This is a genomic window from Aeromonas sp. S16(2024) (genome assembly GCF_041403065.1).
Taxonomy (GTDB): Bacteria; Pseudomonadota; Gammaproteobacteria; order Enterobacterales; family Aeromonadaceae; genus Aeromonas.
Genome location: NZ_JBGLQX010000022.1, coordinates 31,572 through 54,159, shown reverse-complemented (window position 1 = coordinate 54,159; position 22,588 = coordinate 31,572). Strand labels below are relative to the sequence as shown.

The 22,588-nt window shown below is 62.3% G+C and carries 29 protein-coding genes; 10 read left to right on the top strand and 19 right to left on the bottom strand.

The genetic code is table 11. The features are described 5' to 3' along the window. Positions 1-66: 66 nt before the first annotated feature. Positions 67-2,358: a DNA topoisomerase IV subunit A gene (parC, locus tag ACB030_RS16115; protein ID WP_371161150.1), complete on the top strand. Its 2,292-nt coding sequence runs from the start codon at positions 67-69 to the stop codon at positions 2,356-2,358. Between the two features lie 52 nt (positions 2,359-2,410). Here parC and ACB030_RS16110 read toward each other — a convergent pair whose 3' ends face one another. After that, positions 2,411-2,821 (bottom strand): SH3 domain-containing protein, encoded by a 411-nt coding sequence (locus tag ACB030_RS16110; protein ID WP_371161190.1) that lies wholly within the window; start codon positions 2,819-2,821, stop codon positions 2,411-2,413. 438 nt (positions 2,822-3,259) lie between these two features. After that, positions 3,260-3,634 carry a hypothetical protein gene (locus ACB030_RS16105; RefSeq protein ID WP_371161148.1) on the bottom strand — a complete coding sequence of 125 codons (375 nt, stop codon included), beginning with the start codon at positions 3,632-3,634 and terminating at the stop codon, positions 3,260-3,262. Positions 3,635-3,932: 298 nt separating this feature from the next. Here ACB030_RS16105 and ACB030_RS16100 point away from each other — a divergent pair, with 298 nt between their 5' ends. Further along, positions 3,933-4,145 carry a hypothetical protein gene (locus ACB030_RS16100; RefSeq protein WP_205643060.1) on the top strand — a complete coding sequence of 71 codons (213 nt, stop codon included), beginning with the start codon at positions 3,933-3,935 and terminating at the stop codon, positions 4,143-4,145. Positions 4,146-4,265: 120 nt separating this feature from the next. Here the strand turns inward: ACB030_RS16100 and ACB030_RS16095 are convergent, their stop codons facing one another. From ACB030_RS16095 to ACB030_RS16060, 8 genes are all read right to left on the bottom strand, one after another. Further along, the gene (locus tag ACB030_RS16095) at positions 4,266-5,051 is read right to left on the bottom strand and encodes a CPBP family intramembrane glutamic endopeptidase (protein ID WP_371161146.1); all 786 of its coding nucleotides are present in this window, start codon (positions 5,049-5,051) and stop codon (positions 4,266-4,268) included. 222 nt (positions 5,052-5,273) lie between these two features. Further along, positions 5,274-5,648, bottom strand: coding sequence for a hypothetical protein (locus tag ACB030_RS16090; protein WP_371161144.1), 375 nt, complete (start codon positions 5,646-5,648; stop codon positions 5,274-5,276). 70 nt (positions 5,649-5,718) lie between these two features. After that, a complete protein-coding gene (locus ACB030_RS16085; protein ID WP_371161188.1) occupies positions 5,719-5,970 on the bottom strand; it encodes a hypothetical protein in 252 nt (83 codons plus the stop codon). A gap of 197 nt (positions 5,971-6,167) precedes the next feature. After that, positions 6,168-6,344 (bottom strand): glycine zipper 2TM domain-containing protein, encoded by a 177-nt coding sequence (locus ACB030_RS16080; protein ID WP_338888817.1) that lies wholly within the window; start codon positions 6,342-6,344, stop codon positions 6,168-6,170. Positions 6,345-6,722: 378 nt separating this feature from the next. Next, positions 6,723-7,625 carry a hypothetical protein gene (locus tag ACB030_RS16075; RefSeq protein WP_371161142.1) on the bottom strand — a complete coding sequence of 301 codons (903 nt, stop codon included), beginning with the start codon at positions 7,623-7,625 and terminating at the stop codon, positions 6,723-6,725. A 10-nt stretch (positions 7,626-7,635) separates the two neighbouring features. Beyond that, positions 7,636-8,397: a hypothetical protein gene (locus ACB030_RS16070; RefSeq protein ID WP_371161141.1), complete on the bottom strand. Its 762-nt coding sequence runs from the start codon at positions 8,395-8,397 to the stop codon at positions 7,636-7,638. A 13-nt stretch (positions 8,398-8,410) separates the two neighbouring features. Continuing rightward, positions 8,411-8,941 (bottom strand): hypothetical protein, encoded by a 531-nt coding sequence (locus ACB030_RS16065; RefSeq protein WP_371161139.1) that lies wholly within the window; start codon positions 8,939-8,941, stop codon positions 8,411-8,413. Between the two features lie 7 nt (positions 8,942-8,948). Continuing rightward, positions 8,949-9,233, bottom strand: coding sequence for a DnaJ domain-containing protein (locus ACB030_RS16060; protein ID WP_025325592.1), 285 nt, complete (start codon positions 9,231-9,233; stop codon positions 8,949-8,951). A gap of 348 nt (positions 9,234-9,581) precedes the next feature. Here ACB030_RS16060 and ACB030_RS16055 point away from each other — a divergent pair, with 348 nt between their 5' ends. Further along, positions 9,582-10,001, top strand: coding sequence for an EF-hand domain-containing protein (locus ACB030_RS16055; protein WP_371161137.1), 420 nt, complete (start codon positions 9,582-9,584; stop codon positions 9,999-10,001). Between the two features lie 79 nt (positions 10,002-10,080). Here the strand turns inward: ACB030_RS16055 and ACB030_RS16050 are convergent, their stop codons facing one another. From ACB030_RS16050 to ACB030_RS16035, 4 genes are read right to left on the bottom strand one after another with little or no spacing between them, the layout of a single operon-like run. Next, entirely contained in the window at positions 10,081-10,608 is a 528-nt protein-coding gene (locus ACB030_RS16050) for a protein disulfide oxidoreductase (RefSeq protein WP_371161135.1), read from the bottom strand. Positions 10,609-10,611: 3 nt separating this feature from the next. Beyond that, on the bottom strand, positions 10,612-11,343 hold the full coding sequence (locus tag ACB030_RS16045) for a DsbA family protein (RefSeq protein WP_371161133.1): 732 nt from the start codon (positions 11,341-11,343) through the stop codon (positions 10,612-10,614). Continuing rightward, positions 11,340-13,382, bottom strand: a complete 2,043-nt coding sequence (locus ACB030_RS16040) for a protein-disulfide reductase DsbD family protein (RefSeq protein ID WP_371161131.1) — start codon at positions 13,380-13,382, stop codon at positions 11,340-11,342. The genes ACB030_RS16045 and ACB030_RS16040 overlap by 4 nt, the downstream gene beginning before the upstream one ends. A 50-nt stretch (positions 13,383-13,432) precedes the next feature. Then, positions 13,433-13,810, bottom strand: coding sequence for a hypothetical protein (locus ACB030_RS16035; RefSeq protein WP_371161129.1), 378 nt, complete (start codon positions 13,808-13,810; stop codon positions 13,433-13,435). 176 nt (positions 13,811-13,986) lie between these two features. Between ACB030_RS16035 and ACB030_RS16030 the strand changes: the two genes are divergently transcribed. The 4 genes from ACB030_RS16030 to pspG all read left to right on the top strand — a co-directional run bounded on the left by ACB030_RS16030 (position 13,987) and on the right by pspG (position 16,061). Beyond that, positions 13,987-14,715 (top strand): 1-acylglycerol-3-phosphate O-acyltransferase, encoded by a 729-nt coding sequence (locus tag ACB030_RS16030; RefSeq protein WP_139438739.1) that lies wholly within the window; start codon positions 13,987-13,989, stop codon positions 14,713-14,715. Positions 14,716-14,922: 207 nt separating this feature from the next. Next, positions 14,923-15,585, top strand: a complete 663-nt coding sequence (pspA, locus tag ACB030_RS16025; protein WP_163147997.1) for a phage shock protein PspA — start codon at positions 14,923-14,925, stop codon at positions 15,583-15,585. 2 nt (positions 15,586-15,587) lie between these two features. Next, positions 15,588-15,794 carry a PspC domain-containing protein gene (locus ACB030_RS16020; protein WP_042649985.1) on the top strand — a complete coding sequence of 69 codons (207 nt, stop codon included), beginning with the start codon at positions 15,588-15,590 and terminating at the stop codon, positions 15,792-15,794. 48 nt (positions 15,795-15,842) lie between these two features. Continuing rightward, positions 15,843-16,061: an envelope stress response protein PspG gene (gene pspG, locus ACB030_RS16015; protein WP_005331057.1), complete on the top strand. Its 219-nt coding sequence runs from the start codon at positions 15,843-15,845 to the stop codon at positions 16,059-16,061. A 70-nt stretch (positions 16,062-16,131) separates the two neighbouring features. Here pspG and ACB030_RS16010 read toward each other — a convergent pair whose 3' ends face one another. Both ACB030_RS16010 and rarD read right to left on the bottom strand, forming a co-directional pair. Next, complete coding sequence (locus ACB030_RS16010; RefSeq protein ID WP_371161126.1) at positions 16,132-16,476, bottom strand: GIY-YIG nuclease family protein; 345 nt, start codon at positions 16,474-16,476, stop codon at positions 16,132-16,134. After that, positions 16,473-17,366, bottom strand: coding sequence for an EamA family transporter RarD (gene rarD / locus ACB030_RS16005; RefSeq protein WP_319916848.1), 894 nt, complete (start codon positions 17,364-17,366; stop codon positions 16,473-16,475). The genes ACB030_RS16010 and rarD overlap by 4 nt, the downstream gene beginning before the upstream one ends. A 101-nt stretch (positions 17,367-17,467) precedes the next feature. On the opposite strand from rarD, the gene ACB030_RS16000 reads away from it, so the two are divergent. Beyond that, positions 17,468-18,049, top strand: coding sequence for a uracil-DNA glycosylase family protein (locus ACB030_RS16000; RefSeq protein ID WP_371161123.1), 582 nt, complete (start codon positions 17,468-17,470; stop codon positions 18,047-18,049). A gap of 1 nt (position 18,050) precedes the next feature. On the opposite strand, the gene ACB030_RS15995 is transcribed toward ACB030_RS16000, so the two are convergent. Continuing rightward, positions 18,051-18,908, bottom strand: coding sequence for a DMT family transporter (locus ACB030_RS15995; RefSeq protein WP_371161121.1), 858 nt, complete (start codon positions 18,906-18,908; stop codon positions 18,051-18,053). Between the two features lie 91 nt (positions 18,909-18,999). Between ACB030_RS15995 and ACB030_RS15990 the strand changes: the two genes are divergently transcribed. Next, positions 19,000-19,890, top strand: coding sequence for a LysR substrate-binding domain-containing protein (locus ACB030_RS15990; protein WP_025325605.1), 891 nt, complete (start codon positions 19,000-19,002; stop codon positions 19,888-19,890). Positions 19,891-19,987: 97 nt separating this feature from the next. Here ACB030_RS15990 and znuB read toward each other — a convergent pair whose 3' ends face one another. Then, a complete protein-coding gene (gene znuB, locus ACB030_RS15985) occupies positions 19,988-20,767 on the bottom strand; it encodes a zinc ABC transporter permease subunit ZnuB (RefSeq protein ID WP_025325606.1) in 780 nt (259 codons plus the stop codon). A gap of 20 nt (positions 20,768-20,787) precedes the next feature. Next, positions 20,788-21,552 carry a zinc ABC transporter ATP-binding protein ZnuC gene (gene znuC, locus ACB030_RS15980; protein WP_371161118.1) on the bottom strand — a complete coding sequence of 255 codons (765 nt, stop codon included), beginning with the start codon at positions 21,550-21,552 and terminating at the stop codon, positions 20,788-20,790. Between the two features lie 94 nt (positions 21,553-21,646). On the opposite strand from znuC, the gene znuA reads away from it, so the two are divergent. After that, positions 21,647-22,582 (top strand): zinc ABC transporter substrate-binding protein ZnuA, encoded by a 936-nt coding sequence (gene znuA, locus ACB030_RS15975; RefSeq protein WP_371161116.1) that lies wholly within the window; start codon positions 21,647-21,649, stop codon positions 22,580-22,582. The last annotated feature ends 6 nt before the right edge of the window (positions 22,583-22,588 follow it).

Here is a 22,588-nt window from a genome sequence, read left to right as displayed (position 1 = left end):
GCGCGGGCCAGCAAGTATCAGCCGGAGTCGCCCAGGGGCGGCTCCCGAACCGAAAGAGATAATCACATGAGTGATGCTATCGAGCTCAGTCTGGACGGGGTAGAGCGCCAGCCAATGCGCACCTTTACCGAACAGGCTTACTTGAACTACTCCATGTACGTCATCATGGATCGGGCCCTGCCCCATATCGGCGACGGCCTCAAACCGGTGCAGCGGCGCATCATCTACGCCATGAGCGAGCTGGGGCTGTCGGCGCTGTCCAAGCACAAGAAGTCCGCCCGTACCGTGGGTGACGTGCTGGGTAAGTACCACCCCCACGGCGACAGCGCCTGTTATGAAGCCATGGTGCTGATGGCCCAGCCCTTCTCCTACCGCTACCCGCTGGTGGACGGTCAGGGCAACTGGGGGGCGCCGGACGATCCCAAATCCTTCGCCGCCATGCGTTATACCGAGGCGCGGCTGTCTCGCTTCTCCGAGCTGCTGCTCTCCGAGCTGGGTCAGGGCACGGTGGAGTGGACGCCGAACTTCGACGGCACCATGAAGGAACCCGTGGTGCTGCCCGCCCGCCTGCCCCACATACTGCTCAACGGGGTGACCGGTATCGCGGTGGGGATGGCGACCGACATCCCGCCCCACAACGCGCGGGAAGTGGCCCTTGCCTGTGCCGAGCTGCTGGACAACCCCAATGCGGGGCTGGATGTGCTGATGACGCACATTCAGGGGCCGGACTACCCGACCAACGCCGAGATCATCACGCCGCGGGACGACATCCGCAAAATCTACGAGACCGGCAAGGGCTCCATCAAGCAGCGGGCGGTGTGGAACGAGGAGGATGGTGACATCGTCATCACGGCGCTGCCCCATCAGGCCTCAGGCGCCAAGATCATGGAGCAGATCGCCGCCCAGATGGTGGCCAAGAAGCTGCCCATGGTCACCGACCTGCGGGATGAATCTGACCACGAAAACCCGACCCGTCTGGTGATCATTCCCCGCTCCAGCCGGGTGGATGTGGAGGGGCTGATGGCCCACCTGTTCGCTACCACGGATCTGGAGAAGAACTATCGCGTCAACCTCAACATACTGGGGCTGGACAACCGCCCCCAGGTGAAGACCCTCAAGATGATTCTCTCCGAGTGGATCATTTTCCGCCGCGAGACGGTGCGCCGTCGCCTGCAGTATCGCCTCGACAAGGTGCTGGCCCGCCTGCACATCCTCGAAGGTTTGCTGGTCGCCTACCTCAACATCGACGAGGTGATCGAGATCATCCGCACCGAGGATGAACCGGGCAAGGTGATGGTGGAGCGCTTCAACATCAGCGAGACCCAGGCCGAGGCGATCCTCGAGCTCAAACTGCGCCATCTGGCCAAGCTGGAAGAGTTCAAGCTGCGTGCCGAGCAGGAAGAGCTGGCCGAGGAGCGCGACAAGCTCGAACTCATTCTGGGCTCGGAGCGTCGCCTCAACACCCTGCTCAAGAAAGAGCTCTTGGCGGATGCCGAGAAGTACGGCGACGATCGCCGCACCCCGCTGGTGGAGCGCGCCACCGCCGTGGCCCTGACCGAGAAGGAGCTGACCCCGAGCGAGCCGGTCACCGTGATCCTGTCTGACAAGGGCTGGGTGCGTGCCGCCAAGGGCCACGACGTGGACGTGGAAGGCCTCTCCTACAAGGCGGGGGATGGCTATCTGGCCCACGCCTGCGGCCGCAGCAACCAGCAGGCGGTGTTCCTATCCAGCCTGGGCCGCACCTATTCCCTGGAGGCGCATACCCTGCCCTCCGCCCGCAGTCAGGGGGAGCCGCTCACCGGCCGCTTCGCCCTGGGGGCGGGGGAAGAGGTGCGCCATCTGGTGATGGGCAACGAAGGGGAGCCGTATCTGATCGCCAGCGACGCCGGTTACGGCTTCGTCTGCAAATATGACGACCTGATTGGCAAGAACAAGAACGGCAAGGCGCTGCTCACCGTGCCGGAAGGGGGCCTGGTGATGGCGCCCCAGAAGATTGGCTCGCCGGAGACAGATCTTTGCATGGCCATCTCCAACGAGGGGCGCATGCTGCTGTTCCCGCTCAGCACCCTGCCGGTGCTCGGCAAGGGCAAGGGCAACAAGCTGATCAGCATTCCGTCGGCTCGCGTGAAGGCGCGGGAGGAGTTTATGGTGATGGCCGCCATTATCCCGCAGGGGCAATATGTCACCCTGTTTGCCGGCAAGCGCAAGCTGACCCTCAAGCCGTCTGACCTTGACTACTACCGCGGCGAGCGCGGCCGCCGCGGCGCCAAGCTGCCCCGCGGCTTGCAACGGGTGGACAGGATAGAGATTGAACCCGTGGCCGGTGAGACGGTTGCCGGGGAAAATCAGGAAGGGTAAAGGCCAACTGCCAACAGAAAGGAGCGATCAAATCGCTCCTTTCTTTTCTAAATCAGGTGACAGGAGAGAAAGACAGGTATTCATCTTTGACCCATCCATAAATTCCTCTCTTACTGACATAGGCCCACTTTCCTTCCACTTTATATAGCAAAACGAAATCACCCTTTATAAGTCGTGTCGCTATATATGATGACGTGTTTGGCTTTGCACGAACATTTAATTTCGAGGGGATAACGTATCTGACAAGTACATTACTTGACTTCAAAGTTGTCTCTTTTCTTTCATAAACCTTTGGTGTCGATGAGGTAGATGAGGCCGATGGGGTTGCCAGTTTGTAGCTATACGTGTTTATACGGCATGTTTTGCTCCATGAAATACATGAGTTTCCGCATGGCTGTCCCTTTTTGCAGTTTTTGGCGTGAGCCGGGATGATCAATAAAATAAACAATGACAGTAATAACACAGTTATTTTAATTGCCACTTTTATTCGCACCTAAATAAGATCTCTCATCGGGCATCGCACGACAATTTTTATTACAAAATTAAGAGATTAAAGAATTAATATATATTACTGCAGGCTAACATAACCAAGTGAGGCTCTTCGTGATCTAAGTCTATTTTATGTCTAGCGTCATATGGTTCTTGAAAACCGAGTGGATAAATATAAAAGAAGTCCAAGCTACATCCCCCCTCATCCCCAACCCTTCTCCCGCGAGGGGAGAAGGGAGTGCTGGTCGTAGCTATACAGGCTGGCGGCGACATAAGGGGGGATGCGTGGTTTAGATGAAGACAGCAAGAGCACTAGAGTGGTGCGATATGTTCCCTCTCCCCTTGGGAGAGGGCAGGGTGAGGGGAGGTAACTGTTGGGTGCAATTAACAAGGTGAATTGCGCCGCCGCATCTTAGTTATTGAAATTCCACTCGATGGGCAGCTCAAGATCGAAAACAAGCTGCTTCCCCTCGAGGGTAAATGCCACACTGGTCTGGTGCTGATCGTATTCGTCGATAAGACGGCAGCTCTCGGCGAAGTTGGATTCGTAGTTGAGGCGGGTGCTGCCCCTGGTGCGAGTCTCGTCGAGCTCCACCCCCAGCACCCGCAGCGGGTCTTTCTGGCTCAGCTTGACGCGGCTGTCCCCCACATCTACCAGCCGCTCCAGCAGGGGGAAGAAGTCCTGCTTGTGGGCCTCGATGGCGTAAGCAATGGCCTGCTTCAGCTCGGTGCGGCTGGCAAGGGGGCCTGCCAGCGTATAGCGGGTCTGTATTCTTCCCAGGGTCATGATCTGCTCCTCTCGGGTGTTGCCTGTGGCGGGATGGTTCGGCCTTGCTGGTACCCGTTACGCCCGGCAGCGACTCGGGCCCTCGGGTGGGCAATACGGCCATTGTGCACCAGCTGATTAGCGAAGCGTAATCAGACGCGCGCGAAAACCGGCTGCAGCTGTCTTGCTGGCAACCCCTCTTTTCCTTTTTCCAATCGCCACGGTGCCAATGGCGTGGACGATTACGCTGCGCTAATCGACCCTACTCGCCCCCGCTCGCTAAGCTTGAAAGGAACAGCACAGTGCCAGGAGGCCAAACATGGAAACGAAGAAAGCCATAGGGCTTATCGAGGCCCACGGGGCCTTTCACGGGGATCACTACAGCTTCAACAGCGACGAGTTCGTGCAGTGGTGCGAGCAGGATGCCCACCAGACCCTCAGCCTGGAGCAGGCGAATCACGAGCTCGCCCCCTTCTGCATCCGGGTCGGCTATGCAGAGCCGAGCAGGTCGTGGCGTTACTATCTCACCTGATCCCCACCTGACGCAGGCAAAGGCGAGGCAAGGGTCTCGCCTTTTCTATGGGCGGGGTAATGGAAAAAGGAGCCGTCAGGGCTCCTTTCTTGTGATCATGGCCCGGCCTTATATGCCGGTCTAGGCACCATGCAGCAGCACCATGCCGGTAAACAGAAGCCAGTCATTGATGATGTGCGCGCCGGTCGATACCCAGATGTTTTTGGTGATGATGTAACCACTTAGCAGCACGATGCGGGCCGTGCCGATCACCAGAAAACATTGCAGAAAATTCCAGTCATAAGTGGGCAGGTGCATGGCCCCGAAGATAAGGGCAGTGGATAGCCAGGCTATGATGATGGCGGACTTGCGGCTCAGGCTGAGCTTTGTGTGACAAAACCAGAGGATGGCCAGAAAAGGCAGGATGGAGACCACCTCCTCGCCAAAGAGCTGAGGGGCCGTTTTTAAATAGAAGAGGATGCGCGCCGTATTGGGGGCCTCTGCCAGCATGGCGCTGACCGGGTTGTCACTCATCTTGAACAGCTGCTGCAGCACCAGGGCAACGGCGACCGAGACCAGAATGTTGACGACGGCGATCGCCAGCATCAAGAGGAAATCCCGCCCCGTCGGCGTTCGAAACAGCGCTCGCCATGCCTTACCCGCCACCATGGCAAGCACGGCCAGGGGGATGAGAGGGAACAGGATGGCGGATACAAAGCCGCCCGCCGTGGTTTTATAAAATGCAAGGTGCGCCGTCAGCACGGCGAAACCCAGCACCACCCCCAGCAGGATCAGCACCCAGCTGCGGCCAGACAAGGCATTCGGGGGCTGGTGATAAAAGGGGAAGTCTCCGGCACTTTTACGCTCGAAGCCAAAGCTATCGCCGTCGTTCAATACCGGCCTTGCTGCAGATTGGTGCTCACCCATGCTGACCCCCGATAGTTCATTCAGTTGGCATGGAGTCAACCCTACACCAAGTGGGGCACCTGGGTAGCCACGCCAGCCTCTTTATTTAACTGCCATCCATCAAGCCGTTATCTCGGAGCTCCCGCCTTCTTGGCCATCGTTTCATTCAGCCCCTGGCACAGCCCCATCGATTTCACCCGGGTTGCCGGAGCCATGCGCTGCGCTTATCGCACCGCCGAAGTATTAATTATTGAAATTCCAGGGGATGGGCAGCTCAAGGTCGAAGACAAGCTCGCCCCCTTCCAGGCGAAAGGGCAGGCTGATCTGGTGCTGCTCATATTCGTCGACGATGAGGCAGCACTCGAAGAAGTTGGATTCGTAGCTGAGCTGGGCCTTGCCTGTGGCGCCTTCGGCGTCGAGCACTATGCCAAGCACTCGCGGCGGGTGCTCCTGGCTGAGGTTGACCGCGGGATTGCCCTCATCCACCAGCCGCTCCAGCAGGGGGAAGAAGTCCTGCTTGTGGTGCTCTATTGCCCGGGCTATGGCTTGCTCCCACTCGGCCTGAGTGGCAAAGGGGCCCGCCAGCTTATATCGGGTCTGGATCCGCTCCTGGGTCATCCTGGTCTCCTTCTCGCGTGTGCCCGTTCCGGGCCTGTCGGTAAACCTTATCAGATGCGGGTGCAGAGCATCAGGCGGGGATCCGGTCATTCTTCACCAGGGCCCGGCGGATGTTCTTGCACATCTTGCCGAAGCGGTTGAGCTCGTCGAAGCTGGGCGCAATGCCGCGCTGGATCTGGTATTGCCAGTAGCAGAGGTCCGTATCCACCAGCTCCATCAGCTTCTTGGGGCAGCCGATGCAGCCGTTGTCCGGCCCGCATTTGAAGGTATCTGGCTGATAAAGCGGGAATTCTTGTTTCACTGCGTCGATGATCTGCTGCATGGCGGTGATGCGGTCGGGTTTTCTGCTCACTGCGCTCCCCTGCGGTCGGTATGGGGGGGGGCCATTATATCCCTGACAAAATGTGGGCCAATGACGCTGAGGAGGTAGTTGGCGCCACCCAGCCGGCATTGGGGTCATGAGGCCAGGCAGAACAGCGCCCGACGGATCGGGCGCTGGATGAGAAGGTAGGGGGAGACCTATTTCTTGATCTCGTGGCCGATGACGCCACCGACGACGGCCCCACCTATGGTGCCAGCCGCGCTGCCTCCGGTCAGGACGGAGCCGCCGACGGCACCTATGCCGGCACCCACAGCGGTACTCTTGCCCTGTTGCGACATGCCGGAGCAGGCGGCCAGCCCAATCAGCAGGGCCATTGCCGCCACTCCTCGTGCCAAACCATGGAGCTTGTTCATGGGGTTACCTCTTGATGTTGTGCAATGCGTCTGGGGTATGCGGCAAGCCATCCCGGTGGGGTTGCCGATCTCGACCCGGACCCCCGACGCATCAGCCCGGATAGTGGTTGGTTCAGGTGGCGCCGGGGCGCAGGGGATGACGCGCCAGGGGCCGGATATCGGTTGGGCGCGACCTGCGCCTGTTCGTGATGGGCCATCTTCCCTCACCCCGGCAGGGGCGTCTGTACGCTAGCGCTTATAGGGGCACTTTTTATTGGCGGCGCCTGTGCGGGGGCCCAGAGATGACAACGCCCGGCGAGCCGGGCGTTGGGGGACAAGTTCTCAAGGCAGGCAACCGCCCTAGAAGTCGTGGTAGAGGGGCCAGCCGAGCAGGGGGTGCCTGAGGCCGGCGCGCATCTCGATGTTGTCGAGCTTCTCCGGCGAGGCGTTCTCCCTTTGCTGCTGCTGGTACTGGCGCACAAACCCCAGGGTGTGCAGCAGGTTGGGCACGAAGCCCGGGCTCAGCTCCAGGCGGAGGGCATCGGCCATGTCGGCGGGCAGCTCGGCGAGCATGAGGGCAAGCTGGGTGGTCAGATGCGCGGTGTCGTACCAGGCCTCGTCGAGCTCAATCTCCCGCGCCAGCCGGCGCTTGAGATCCTGCTTCACCTTGAGGGGGGCGGCGCCGCTGCCCTTGCCGCACAGGATGCGGTAGAGCAGGGCCTCGGCCAGCTTGTCCTCCATGGTGGGGTGATCGCTCTCGCAGGCGAAGAAGTGCTGATCGATGAGCCCCATCAGGCGGACCTTGTTGTGCTCGGCCAACGCCTTCTCGTACTCCTGCCACCCTTGCCACTCCTCCACATCGGGAGGGCTCGAGATCTTGTCCAGCAGACGGGCATCCACGTCGCCATAGAGGCTGTTGCCGGTCTGTTTGGGGCTGACGGAGATCAGCATGGACCAGCCCTTCTGGAACGGCTTGATGGGCCCTTCCGGCGCCTGCAGCAGGGCCAGGGCCCGGGCCGTGTCGCGCCCGGAGAGCTCCTGCAATCCTAAGCTCACCACGCCGATGACGTCGTGGGCGGCCTGCTCCAGCAGATGCATCTTGTACTTGTTGTAGTACTTGTCGGCGAATTTCAGGCTCATCAGCACCGCCTTGCCCTTGATGGCGGCAAGTTGCTGGGCGCTCAGCAGTTCACGCTCGGCGCCAAAGCGCAGCACCTGGGTGAGGAAGGGGCCTTCGTTGGCCTCGCGGATGACTAGTTGCATAGGGCTCTCCTCAATCCAGGAAGCTGAACATGTCGTCCACTTCGTCGTACTCGTCGCTGACCTGGTTCTTCTCCTTGGCCTGCATCACCAGCTCGTTGGCGAACTTGTTGATGATCCCCTCCCAGGTGGCGTTCTCGCTGCGCAGCAGCGACTTGATGGCTTTCTCCACCTCGGGGGCCTGCTCGCGAATGAGCATCAAGAGGCTTCTCGGGTCATCCAGCGGATAGTCGTGGGTGCCCTCGGCCTGTTGGCGTTCGCTGTAGCGCAGGGACTCCTCGAGATCTTCCTCCTCGGCGTGCAGCACGTCGCCAAAGCCCTCGTCGTCCTCGTAGCGATCGCCACGGTAGAACTCGATGAAGGGGATGGCGAGGTAGAAGAGCCCGGCGGGATCGTCGGCGATGCACTCCAGGATCTCGCGCTGCTTGGCCTCGCTGTCCTGGGTGCGGATCAGGTAGTTGAGGAAGTCGAAGGTGTGCTGCTGCAGCTCCTCGGCATTGTTCTTGATGGCCTCCTCCCAGTAGAGAGGCTGCTGGCAGACGATGTCGCGGATCCGCTCCGGGGTCATCAGCTCGGAGATGATGGACGGGAAGGAGATGTCGTGCTGGCCGTTGATCTGGGTCAGGGTGACGATATCAATGTTTTCAATGACTTCGGCCAACTGCTCGTCGGACATTGTCTTGGCGATCAGCTCGAATTTTTCGCTGGCCTGCTTGGGCTCGATCACGGCCAGCTCTTTGATCTCGATGGCGGTAATTTCTATCAGACTGTTCATGCTTTGCCTCAAATTAGAAACGCACTTCGTCGTACATGTCCTGATCGTCTTCCTCGCCATCACCGCCATGATAGTCGGCGTCGGCATCTTCCCCGTCTTCGTCATTTTCGTCGCGTAGCTCGTAGTCGTCATCGGCACGACGGCCACCGCGGGGCAGGGGGTTGTCCAGCAGGTAGAGCACGGCGCAGGCTTCGATCAGCTGATCTTCGCTCTGGGCCCGCACCGCCTTGACCAGCGGCAGATCGGCGTTGTTGAACGCCACCGACACCTTGAACTCGTCCCATGAGGGTTGTACGCCGTCGGCGAGCCACCTGGCCCACTGCGGCTTCGCCTTGGGCGGGAACTGCACCCGGCCATAGAGGGCGAGCGGCAGGTATTCGGGCATGAACTCCAGCATGCTGATGTCGGCCAGCAGCAGGGCCTTCATCTTGCCGGTGAACTGCTCGAGTGCCTTGGGCTGATCCTGATCCCGGTAGGATTCGATGTTCTCGCTGGCATCACTTTGCAGCGCCTTGAGTCGAGCCTGGTCCCATTTTTTTTGCATAGCGCCCTCAGGGGTAGAATTGGTCCCACATCTCCTGCATGGCAGCAGCGGGATCGGTCACGATGACGTTGTTGAAATCCTTGATAAAAGCGGCTCTCGCCTTGGGATCGGAAAGCACTTCGTAGGCCTTCTTCACCTGATGCAGCTTGATGGCTGCCTGCTCTTTCTCTTCTTCGCTCGCCCCGTGCAACTTGTCGGGGTGGTACTGGTTCGAGAGCCGTCGATAGGCTTTCTTGATGTCGTTTTCGCTGGCGTTGGACTTGACGCCCAGCACCCGAAAGTAGTTGTTCATGGCAGATCCTGCATCACTGGCATCATCAGAGTCACAATGCTGGCGCCTGATGGGGCTTGGGGGAACCAGGCACGGTAAAAACCCGTCATTTTAACGGAAACCACCGGCCACCGCCATGAATAGGACGCGATATGAGGGCGATCCGGGACGAACGGGGATCCCGAACGTCATTAAGCGGCTTGCCAGCCCGTCTGGCATGGGGACTACACTGACAGAGGGTATCCGTGACGGGCGACAGTGCGCTCATGCAGGTACCAAATCGCCGGGCGTGCATGTGACAAGGGACCTGCCCTGGCGATCCTCATCAGGCCTCGACAAGATCGCGGCCATCAAAAGGAATTCACCGCCATGTTCAAACGTTATCTTCTGCCTCTGGCACTGCTGGGCGGTGTCGCCATCGCCGCCGATGAGAGCCTCGATGAGCCCTTGATGTTTATCAAGGGGGATGTCACCAAGGCCCAGTTCATGGAGAGAGCCGAGCAGCGCTTCGCCCGGCAAGACAGCAACGGCGATGGCACCCTGTCGGTCGCCGAGAGAGAGGCCGCCATGGCCAAGATGCAAGAGGCGATGAAGCAATCGGGCAAGGCCATGCCGGGCAAGATGGGCAACATGAGGCCGATGCAGGATACGACCAAGGCGCAGTTCATGGAACGCCATGAGGCCGTCTTCACCAAGATGGACAAGAATGGCGACGGCGTGATCGACGAGGCCGAACGGGCCAGCGTCAAGGCCCGGGTCGGCCAGGGAATGATGTCACCGGCGCAATAGGGGGCGAATCAGCAAGGACGGCCTTCAGATAAAAAAAGAGCCCGGTCGTCATACCGGGCTCTGCTCATTGTGATGGGGCTCAGGCCTGCCAGTTGGCCCACAGCAACCGCAACTGCAAGCCCCAGCGACTGCTCCAGCCCGTGGTGCTGCTCACCACCTTGCCCTCCTTGATGATGAGGAAGCTGGGGGTGACGCTCACCTGCCAGCGGGCGGCAAGCGCCCCCTGCTCATCGTTGTAAGTCGGGAAGGTCAGCCCCTTCCTGGCCATGCCCTGCTGCAACCTGGCGTCGTCGCCGGAGCGCAGCGCCACCGTCAGCACATTGCCGCCGTCTTGCCAGAGCTGCTCCACTGTCGGAGTGGTAAAGCGGCAGACGGCGCACCAGCTGGCCCAGTAGTAGACCAGCAAGGGCTTGTCCCGGCTCATGGCCTGCAGGTCGGCCTGGGTGCCATCTTGCAGGGTCAGCACAGGCAGCGGGCTCCCCTCCGGCAGCGCCGGGCTGCGCCACAGATCTAGCACAGTCGAGATGACCAGGGCAAACAGCAGCAGCCAGAGCGCCTCCTTGCCCCAGCGTCGCCAGCGGGGTCGCGTTTTTACCGTCTCTGACATGGCTTACCCCTGCCTGGCCAGTTCGGCTTGCACGATTTGCTCCAGCTCTTCATAGGGGATAGCGCCCGACACCAGCTGGTTTCCGATCAATGTGGCCGGTGTCCCTTGCACGCCAAGCAGGGTACCGATGCGCAGGCTATTGCGCAGCTCCTCGGTGGCCTTGGCTTCGGGTTTGAGCGCCACATTGCCGGTGGCCGCCAGCGCCTTGTTGATGTCCGCCTCGGTCAGCATGCCCTGCTTGCTCATCAGCTTGTCGTGCAGGGCGAGGAAGCGGGCCGGATCCTGCTGCCACAGGGTCAGGCTGTACTGGGCCGCCTTGGCGGAGGTCTGCCCTTTAAATGGCAGCAGCTTGATTACCAGTCCGACATCATTTGGGTAGGCCTTCAGCAGCCTGGCCAGATGGGGATCGAACTGCTTGCAGTAGGGGCAGTTGTAGTCGGTGAAGGACACCAGGGTCAGCTTGGGGTTCTTGGCCCCCAGGCGCGGGCTGGTAGGGCTGTTGAACAGCACCTCTTTGTTGCCCTTGATGAAGTCGCCGAGCTGGGCCGCCTGATCCGCGGCGTTCTGTTTCTCCCAGGATTCGGCCGCCTCATCCAGGATCTTCGGGTTCTGGACCAGGGTCTCGCGAATGAGCTCCTTGATGCGGGCCTCCTGTTCCGGAGTGAAGGGGGCGGCGTGCAGGGCCGGGGTCAAGAGTGTGCCCAGCAGGGTCAGGGCGAGCAGGGTCGGTTTCATTTGGTTTCTCCTTGAAAGGGGGCAATGCCGGCTTGCGCCAGGGTGGCAAGCAGGGTCGATCGGTCCAGCAGGGGGGAGAGGATCTCGCCATCCGTCAGGCCGGGCCCGTAGATCTGGTTGAAGGGAATGGCCACGCTGCCGCGCTGGCGCAGGAAGCTGGCGATGCCGTCGGAGGGGCGGCTCCAGTCCCCGCGCAGGGCCACCACATCGGGAGCGCTCAGGGCCTGTTGCACATCATCGCGCAGCAGTACGTTGAATTTGTTGGCCTTGCAGGTGATGCACCAGTCGGCGGTCACATCGACGAAGACTCGCTTGTTCTGGGCCAGTGCTAGTTCGATGGCCTGCTCCGAGAGCGGCTGCCAGTCGACCCTGTCCTGCTGGGGCTTGCCGTCCAGGGTGAAGGCGCCGCCGAGCAGCAGAGCCCCGCCCAGCAGGCAGCCCAGCGCCAGCCCCAGAGTCAGCGCGCGTATGCCGTGGCGCCAGACGACGGCCAGCAGCAGGGCCGTCAGCATCAGCGCCATCAGGATCAGCATCCAGAAGGGGCCGACGTGGTTGCCGAGCAGGCTGAGTAGCCAGAGGCTGGAGCCCAGCATCATCAGGCCGAGCAGGGTGCGCAGGCGCCCCATCCAGCGGCCCGGCTTCGGCAACCAGAGCGCCAGGCGGGGGAAGGCGGCGATCAGCAGCCAGGGCAGGCTCATGCCGACACCGAGCGCAGTAAAGATGAGCCAGAGCTGGCCGAGCGGCGCCCCGAGGGCAAAGGCGACCGCAGTGCCGAGGAAGGGAGCCGAGCAGGGGGTGGCCAGCAGGGTGGCGAAGCAACCCTGCAGGAAGTGACCCCCCAGCCCCTGACCGCCGCTGGTGGCCAGGCGGGTATTGAGGTTGCTCGGCAGCCGCAGCTCGAACAGCCCCAGCAGGTTGGCGCAAAACAGCGCCGTCACCACCACCATGAAGCCGATAAACCAGACACTCTGGAACTGGATGCCCCAGCCGACCGCTCCCTGGGTGGCGCGCAGCAGGGTGCTCATCAGCGCCAGCGCCCAGAAGGAGACCAGGATGCCGGCACTGGCCGCTAGGAATTGCAGGCGCACCGGGCGGCGCTCCCGGCTCTCGAGCTGCAGCACGGATCCCAGCTTGAGGGCCAGCACCGGCAGCACGCAGGGCATCAGGTTGAGGATGAGGCCCCCCAGCAGCGCGGCTCCCAGCAGCCAGAGCAGCGACTGGCCGCCGCTCGGCAGGGTCAGGGGCTCACCAATGCGGACCTCGCTCTGCCAGGCCTGCTCGCCGCTTGCCAGCACCAACCCGAGTGGCTGGGTTCGGATATCGGGGGCATCCCCCTGCCAGCCGTCGCTGACCGGAATGCGGGCGATCAGGGTGTTGCCCTGTACCTCCAGGCTGGGCTCGCCAAATTCTGCCCCTTCCAGGCGCTGGAGGAAGACCTGGGGATCCTGCCAACCCTGGGGGTTGTCGGCGGTCAGCTGCAGCTGGTTCTGCCGGTAGCCCGCCTTGAGGGTGACAGTACCCGGCATGGCCTGTGGCAGCGTGCTCATCGCCTTCGCATAGGCAAGGTCGAACCCGTCAGGGGCAGCGCCATCCAGCGCCAGGGTGAAGGGGTAGTCGGTCAGGATGCAGACGTTGCTGCAGGTCGAGAGGCGCAGGGTGCCCGTCAGTGCTTCGCCGCCGCGGCGGGTGAGGCTGATGGGAAGGCTGACGTCCCCCTGATAGCCCTGGGTCGAGATGCCGCTGACGTCAAATCTCTCCGGCACGGGCCAGTGCCACTGCGCCGTCGGCTCGGGCTTATCCCAGAGGATCTCGGGGGCTATGCCACCTTCCCCCGGGTTCTGCCAATAGGTTTTCCAGCCGGATTCAAGCTGCAGGCTGAGCAGCACCCGGGGGGCGGCGGGATCCCGGGTGTCAGCTTGCAGCCGCACCTTGGCGTGATCGTTCTGGGGGCTGGTGAGCCAGCCGGTGTCGCTGGCCAATCCCATGGATTGCCACAGCAGACCGCTCAGCAACAGGGCGGTCTTGATGATGTTTGACATGTGTTTGTCTCTTGAAAATGAAAGTCAGGGTGGAGAAAACCGCCGCAGACTCATTCCCGCCAGACGCAGAGGGTGAGGTGCAGTCGCCGCTCGGGAGGCGAGATGTTGATGGGCGGAGGAAGCGCAGGGGCGCGGCGCGACAGGGGCGCCAGCAGGGCAATCACGAAGGCGATGGCAAAGAAGATCTGCTCGGCGCAGAGCAGGCTGGCGGCACTGAGCCACTTGCCGTTGAGCTGGCAACTGCTGGGCTGGGGCGTCGCGGCTTGCCCCTCGTCGGCATCGGCGCTGGACGAGGAGAGGGGGAGCATCTGGCAGCTCAGTGCCTGGTCGAGCTGTGCCAGCCTGGCCAGCGGCTGGGCCGCACAGTTGATCACCAGGATGCAGACCAGCAGCAGGAGTCTTGTCGCCACGCGTTGTCGCAAAATCATGCTCGTCCTACCCTGTTGAATGGTGCATATCCTATCGATCAATGGTGGCGTGAGCAAGCCAGCGGGATTCGATACGACCACATGCTCCCTCTGGGGTGGTCGGTTCTGTCTGGCGAACGCTTGTTCGCTAAAAGGGGGACCAGTATACTGCGCCGAGTCAAATTCCGAGGTGTTCGATGCTCAAACTTGCCCGTGTGCTGCTGCTTACCCTGCTGCTCATCTTCTGGTTCGTGTTTGGTCTGTTGCTCTGTCTGGTGCGTCCGCGCCACCCCAACAACGTCTATGTTTTCGCCCGCATGTACCATGCCGTCTGCCCGCTCATCGGGCTCAAGGTCCGGGTCACCATTCCGGACGAGGTCAAGTCGGTGGGGCCTGCCGTCTATGTCTGCAATCACCAGAGCAACTTCGACATCTTCACAGTGACCGGTGCCGTGCGCCCCGGCGTGGTGGCGGTGGGCAAGAAGAGCCTGCTGTGGCTGCCCTTCTTCGGCCTCATCTTCTGGCTCTCCGGCAACGTGCTGATCGACAGATCCAACCGCTCCCGCGCCATCGGCACCATAGGCCAGGTGGTGGATCGCATCAAGCACCACGGCACCTCCATCTGGATGTTCCCGGAAGGGACCCGCTCCCAGGGCCGCGGTCTGCTGCCGTTCAAGGCCGGCGCCTTCCACACCGCCGTCCAGGCCGAAGTGCCCGTGGTGCCCATCGTCTGCTCCAGCTATTTCGGTCAGGTGGACCTGAACCGCTGGGACAACGGCGAGGTGCTGCTGGAGATGCTGCCCCCCCTGTGCAGCAAGGAGCACGGCGCCGCCGGCATCCGGGATCTGTCGGATACCTGCCGGGCCAGGATGGAAGCCAAGCTGGCGGAGCTGGATGGCAAGCTGGGCCATCGCCCGGCCGCCTGAGGCTGAGCCCAACTTCATGAAGGGAGCCGCTGGCTCCCTTTTTATTGGTTAAAATCACCACATCATTGGCAATTCTCGCCAACTCATGGCCTTGAGATGGCAATGTCGAGTCTCCATCTATCTGTAAAACAACAATAAATTATCTTGGCACGGCTCTTGTAATGCCATGGGAAGAGAGTGACATCCCCATTAACAAGGAGCCAGACCATGAGCGTATTCAGCCGCCTGACCGACGTGATCAATGCCAACCTGCACAGCCTGCTCGACAAGAGTGAAGAGCCGGAGAAGATGCTGCGTCTGATGATCGAAGAGATGGAGCAGGTGCAGATCGAGATGAGAACCCAGGCCGCCCGCGTCATCGCCGAACAGAAACAGCTGGAGCGCCATCAGCAGGCGCTGCGCCACCAGATCCAGGAGTGGTCTGCCAAGGCCGAGCTCGCCATCCAGAAGGGACGTGAGGATCTGGCCCGTGCCGCCCTCACGGAGAAGCTGGCAGAGGTCAAGAAGTGCGAGCAACTGGAGCAGGACAAGGCCCGGGTGGCCGAGGTGCTGGCCCAGCTCACCGCCGACAGCGAGCGGCTGGCGACCAAGCTGACCGAGGCCCGCGAGAAGCAGAAGATGCTGACCCTGCGCGAACAGACAGCCCATAGCCGGATCCGTGCCCGCGCCCAGGTGGACAACCAGCGCATGCATGAGTTGATGGCCCGCTTCGACGGCTTTCAGGGCCGGGTCGATCAGCTGGAAGCCCAGCTGGAGGCGGCGACCCTGGGGCAGAATCCCTCCCTGGAGGCCCAGTTCCGCGAGCTGGAGTTGAACGACGAGATTGAGCGCGAGCTGGCTCGCCTGAAAAGCCGTAAGGCGGAGGCATAACCATGAGCCCCTGGCCCAAAGATCTGGCCCATCGCAAGCTGACCGGGGTCTGTGCCGGTCTGGCCAGGGGGCTTGGGATCTCGAGGGTGACGGTGCGGGTGCTGGCCTTGCTGGCGCTTATCCTGATGCCGCCCCTGGCCCTGGCCCTCTATCTGCTGGCGGTGCTGGTGATGCCGCCCCGTCGTGAATTGAAACGCTGGCTGGATTGATCCCCGGATCAGACCCGCTGGCCACTGCAAGCCTGTGAGGAGCACAACATGCTGGAATTTATCGTCTTGATGCTGGTGCTGGTGACCATGGCGCTGACCGGTTTTACCGTGCTGGCCATGCTGCTGGTGAGCGGGGTCTTCGTGCTGTTTGGCGCCCTGGCCGGCATGTTTGCCCTCATCATCAAGCTGGCGCCCTGGCTGCTGCTGGTGCTGGCGGTGTGCTGGTTGCTCAGCAACAGGCGCAAGCAGTCGAACACCTACCGTTAAGCCTCCCTGCTATCGGATCCTTCCTTGGCCGCTGCTCCCAGCGGCCTTTTTTATGGCGGGAGCGACTGGTTCAGGGGGACGGATCGATGGGGGCTGTATCGGCGCTCAGCCAGGGTTGGCTCCAGTCGTGCCAGAGTCCGGGGTCGAGCACCAGGCGCTCCTTGAATGCCTTGCTCTGCTGCTTGAGGCGATACTCGAGGCGCAGCGCCTCGCCCTTGTCCGCCACCCTCTGGCGCCACACCAGGGCCAGCGGCCCCTTGCCACGCAGGGCGCGGGCACCCTTGCCGCTCTGGTGCTGGCGCAGGCGCCGCTCGGGATCCGTGCTGATCCCCGCATAGAGCGAGCCCGCACCGGTGCGCACCAGATAGATAAACCAGTTAGATGCAGGCTTATCGGTACAGACGTCCGTCGTCATGACTCTTTCCACTGGACCCGGCCGCGCCTGAGCAGGTGCAGGGGCAGCAGGCTCACCAGCAGGCCGGCCCAGACGAAGGCGAAGCCCACCGATTTCACCGGATCCGGGATCTCCCCAAACCAGAAGATGGCGAGCAGGAAGGCGAGGCTCGGCTCTATGTATTGCAGCAGCCCCACAGTGCTCATGCGGGTGCGTGCCACTGCGTAGCAGAACAGCCCCACCGGCAGCAGGGTCGCGGGGGCGCTGCCCATCAGCAGCAGCTTGTCGGCCCAGTCACCGGCCATGAACTGGCTCATGCCGTGCAGGCCCAACCAGGCGAGGATCAGCAGGGCGACCGGAAGCTGGGCCAGGGACTCGAGGTAGAGGCTGACACCGGCATCGTGGCGCACCTTCTTCTTGATGAGGCCGTAGAAGGCGAAGTTGGCCCCCATGATGAGGGAGAACCAGGGCAGCTCGCCGTAGGAGAACAGCATGTAGGCCAGCCCCGCCAGGGCCAGGGCGACCGCCAGATGCTTCTGGGGGGTGAGCCGCTCCTTGAGGAAGAGCACGGCGAAGGCGATGTTGAACAGCGGCGTCATGAAGAAGGCGAGGCTGGTGGCCAGCACCTGGCCCGTGGTCAGGCACCAGGTGAACATGCACCAGCTGATGGACATGACGGGGCCCGCCAGCAGGATGAGACCGAGCTGGCGGGGTTCGCTGCGCAGGCGTGCCCAGGGGACCCGCACGCCGAGCAGCAGGAAGAGGCCGCCCAGCAGGACAACAGACCAGAGCACCCGGTGGGAGAGCAGCTCCCACATGTTGATCTCGGGCATGAACTGGTAATAGAGGGGCAGCATGCCCCAGAGCACGAAGGAAAGGGCCGCACTGCCGGGGCCCAGCCAGTTCTTCATCGCTTTCCGTTTATTAAATTAAACAAATGTGGCCGCATGATAAGTATCTGCCGCCGGTTCCACAAGCGGGATCCTGCCGGAAACTCTGTTACCATCAGGCCATGAACCGACTAGACCTGCTGTTTGAACAGATCCGGGCCTGCCGCCTGTGCGAGGCCCACCTGCCGCTCGGGCCCAGGCCGGTGATCCGCGGCAGCGAGCGCGCTCGCCTGCTGATCATCGGTCAGGCGCCCGGTACCCGTGTCCATGCCAGCGGCATCCCCTGGGACGATCCATCCGGTGATCGGCTGCGCCACTGGCTCGGGGTGGACAAGCCCACCTTCTATGACGAGTCCCGCATCGCCATCATGCCCATGGGGCTCTGCTACCCCGGTAAGGGCAAGTCGGGGGATCTGCCGCCGCGCCCAGAATGTGCCCCCACCTGGCACGACAAGGTGCTGATGCTGTTGCCCAACATAGAGTTGACCCTGCTTATCGGCCAGTACGCCCAGCGCCACTATCTGCGGGAGGCGGGCAAGGAGTCCCTTACCGAGACGGTACGCAACTGGGCTGACTATGGTCCCGGCTGGCTGCCGTTGCCGCACCCATCCCCACGCAACACCTTCTGGCTCAGGAAGAACCCCTGGTTCGAGCAGGCCGTGATCCCCCATCTGCAGCAGCGGGTTGCCACCTTGCTGCTTTGATTCAGAGCGCCGGCTCTGCCAGCGGTTTTGACTTGCCGCGCGCCATGGCGACCAGCGGCAAGATGATGCACAGGCACCCCAGCAGCAGCGGCAGACCCGGTTGTTCGTCGAACAGCCAGACCCCGATGGCGACCGCCATCAGCAGGCCCGTGTACTCCGCCGAGGCTATCTTGCTCGCCTCCGCCTTGCGATAGGCCACCACACACAAGCCCGCATAGACCATGATCAGCGCCGAGGAGCCGAAGGCGGGCCACCACATCTGCCACTGCCAGTTCCCCCCTTCCCACCAGGCCAGCGCCAGTATGAAGGGCATGCTCAGCACGTTGGTGAAGAACAGGGTCTGGGCGATGGGCTGCTTGAGCGGGATCCGCTTGATCAGCAGGTTGTTGACCGCCATGGAGAGCGCCACCCCGAGCGCGGCCAGGGCGGCCCAGTTCACCTCGGTCGGGCGCAGCACTATCAGCACACCGATGAAACCCACTAGGGCCGTCAGCACCTTCTGGCGCGACAGCGCCTCTCCTGCCAGCCAGACCGCGAGCGGCACCATCAGCAGCGGGGCCGCATAGAAGAGGGCGTTGGCGGTGGCCAGCGGCAAGCGGGTGAGGGCGACCACCATCAGGCAGACGCCGATCGCCCAGATGTGGGCCCGCAGCAGGTGCCACTTGATGGCCACCGGCGGGTTGCGCCGCCAGGACCAGAGCAGCCAGGGCGCCAGCAGGAGGGCGGCGGAGAGCTGGCGGAAGAAGACGAACTGGAACACGGGCTGGCTCGGCTCCAGCACCTTGACCAGTGCATCGGAGAAGACCGCCACCATGTTGCCCAGCACCAGATAGAGGATGCCAATCCCGACTGCGTTCATACCACCTCCCACGTTAGATGAGGGAAGGGTAGTCTGACGCCTGTTATCCAGTAAAATGATAAAAAATCACCATCCATGAGAATTTTGGATAATGAAACTGCCTCCCCTGCGCGCCGTTCAATACTTCGAGGCGGTTGCCCGCCTGCTCAGCTTCTCCCGTGCGGCCCTGGAGCTCAATGTCAGCCAGAGCGCGGTCAGCCACCAGATCCGCCTGCTTGAGGACTTTCTGGGGGAGCGGCTGCTGCTGCGCCAGGGGCGACTGCTGTCACTGACCGCCCAGGGGGAGAGCTATTTCGAGGGGATCTCCGCCGGGCTCGGCCAGATAGCCCAAAGCAGCGAACAGCTGCGCGGCGGCGGCGAGATGCGGCTGCGGCTAGCGGTCTACAGCTCGTTTGCGGTGAAGTGGCTGATCCCCAGGCTGGCCGGGCTGCGCCAGCTCTACCCCGAGCTGGATCTGAGCCTCGAGATGGTGGCGGAAGATCCCGAGCTGTCCGATCGGGTGGCGGACTGTTTCATTACCGTCTCCCCCCACGGGCGCGGCTATTGCCACGATCTCATCTATCGGGAGCGGCTCTTTCCGGTCTGCAGCCGTCGCCTGCTGCAGCAGGTGGAGGGGGAGTGGCCTGCCGCCATCTGGCAGTTGCCGCTGCTCTCGGTGCAATCCATCTACAAGGCGCGGGGGGAGGATTGGCAGCGCTGGGCCAAGGCGGGGGGGCTGGTGATTCCGGACGAGGCGCGGATGCACCACTTCAGCCATGTGCTGCTGGCGATGGAGGCGGCGGCCTGGGATCAGGGGGTGGCGTTCGTGAACGATTACATGCTGCGACCGGACGATCCCCAGCTGGTGGCCTTGCCGGTGCACCAGCTTGAGACGGGAGATGCCTTCTACTTCACCTGCAAGCGCTCCCGGGCCCATGAGCCCGCCATCAGCCGGCTGCGCCAGTGGCTGATGATGGAGACGCGCCAGAGCATGCCGCTCTAGCCGGTGGGCTGCCGGCTCAGGATAAACAGGGGGCAGGGGATGAACGAGGAGGCGAGATTGGGAGTGGCCTGACAGCTGGGATCAGGCCACTCCAGGATCAGGCTTTCTTGAACTGGCTCAGGATAAAGAGGCTGGTGGCGCAGACCACGACCGAGGGGCCTGCGGGGGTGTCCTGGTACCAGGAGAGGGTCAGGCCCCCCAGCACGGCGAGACAGCCGATCAGGGCCGCGAAGCCGGCCATCTGCTCCGGCGTCTGGCTGAAGCGGCGGGCGGTGGCGGCGGGAATGATCAGGAGCGAGGTGATGATCAGCGCCCCGACAAATTTCATGGCCACGGCGATCACCAGGCCTATCAGCAGCATCAACACGCAGCGCAGCACATCGACCCGTACTCCCTCCACCCGCGCCAGCTCTTCCGAGATGGTCATGGAGAGCAGGGGATCCCACAGCCGCCACAGGGTAAGCAGCACCAGGGCGCCGCCGCCGTAGATCCAGAGCAGATCCATGGGTTGTACCGAGAGCAGGTCACCGAACAGATAGGCCATCAGATCCACCCGCACGTTGTCCATGAAGCTTAAGGTGACCAGGCCCAGCGACAAGGCGCTGTGGGCCAGGATGCCGAGCAGGGTATCGGTCGCCACCTGCTGGTTGCGGCTCATGATCACCAGCAGCATGGCCATGGCGAGGCAGCAGACCACCACCGCCAGGGTGAGATCCACCTGCAGCAGTATGCCGAGGGCGATGCCGAACAGGCAGGCGTGGGAGAGGGTGTCGCCAAAGTAGGCCATCTTGCGCCACACCACGAAGCTGCCGAGGGGCCCGGCCAGCAGGGCGATGCCGAGGCCGGCCGCGAGGGCGTATAACAGAAAGCTGTCCACTTGAATGTCCTTAACTGCGCTTATGGATTGCGAGACGGCAGGCGGATGACGGGGACCTGCTGCTCATGATGATGGTGTTCGCCGTCGCAGTGATGATGGTGGGTATAGACCGCCAGCACCTCCCGCTCCGGGCGTCCGAACAGGCGGGCAAATTCGGGGTGGCGCGCCACGCTCTCCGGCTCGCCGTGGCAGCAGACATGGCGATTGAGGCAGATCACCTCGTGGGTGCTGGCCATCACCAGGTGCAGATCGTGGGAGACCATCAGCACGGCGCAGTTGAACTCGGCCGCCAGCTGGCTGATGAGGGCGTAAAGCTCTATCTGGCCCGTGATATCCACGCCTTGAACCGGTTCGTCCAGCACCAGCAGCTCGGGCTTGACCAGCAGGGCACGGGCCAGCAGCACCCGCTGCATCTCGCCGCCGGAGAGTTTCTGCATCCGGTTGTCCAGAAGATCCTGGGCGCCGACCCGCTCCAGCGCTTCCTCGATGGAGAGGCGGCTGTTCTTGCCGAGCTGCAGGAAGCGGCGCACCGTCAGCGGCAGGGTGGGGTCCAGATAGAGGCGCTGGGGGACATAGCCGACCCGCAGATCGCGACGACGAATGATCTTGCCGGAGTCCGGGTTGAGCAGGCCCAGCACCAGCTTGCTCAGGGTGCTCTTGCCCGCCCCGTTGGGGCCGACCAGCGTGGTGATTTTGCCTTTGTTCAGGGTAAAGGAGACCTTGTCGAGCACGGATCGTCCGTCAAACGACAGACAGACCTCTTTCAGCTCCACCAGTTGGGTCATGACAGCTCCGGGGTTTACAGCCTGTGAGAGTTATAATATAACAGCGACGTTGGTTTGTTATATTATCACACACTCACTCCCTGACGAGACCTCTATGCGAATTCTTACTCTGATCACTGCGCTGCTGGCGGTGAGCCTGCCTGTCCGCGCCCTCGAGGTGCTGACCACCATCAAGCCCCTTGGTTTCATCGCGGCGGCCATCACCGATGGTGTGAGCGAGCCGAAAGTGCTGCTGCCGACCGGCGCCTCTCCCCACGACTTCTCCCTGCGACCTTCCGATATTCGCAGCATCAACGACGCCGATCTGGTGGTCTGGGTCGGCCCCGAGCTGGAAGGTTTCATGGCCAAGCCGCTGGCCGAGCATCCCCACAAGCTGACCCTGACCCAGGTCCCGGGGATGCCGCTGTTCAACTACGCGACTCAGGGCAGCCAGGATCCCGCTCATCATGACGACCACGACCACGACCACGACCATGAGCACGATGACCACGATGAAGGTCATGAGGGGCATCACCACGAGGGGGTGGATCCTCATATCTGGCTGGGGCCGACCCAGGCCAAGGTGATTGCCAAGGCGATCGCGACCGAGCTTGGCAAGCAGGATCCGGCCAATCAGGCCCGTTATGCCGCCAACCTCGCCGCATTCGATGCCAAGGTGGACGCCAAGGACAAGGTGATCGCCGAACAGATGAAGGCGGTGAACCAGAAGGGCTATTTCGTGTTTCACGAGGCCTATGGTTACTGGGAGCGTCACTACGGCATGAGCTCCAAGGGCCACTTCACCGTGAGCCCGGAGCGTCGCCCCGGCGCCAAGACCCTGGTGGAGATCCGCAAGGCGCTTGAAGAGAAACAGGCGAGCTGCATCTATGCCGAGCCGCAATTCTCGCCGGCGGTGATCGAATCGGTCGCCCGCAACACAGGCGCCAAGGTGTTGCTGCTGGATGAAGTGGGTGAGCAGGTGTCGCTTGGTCCCGATGCTTATCCGCACTTCATGCAACAGCTGGCCGACGCCTTCGCCCAGTGCCGTTGAGTCATC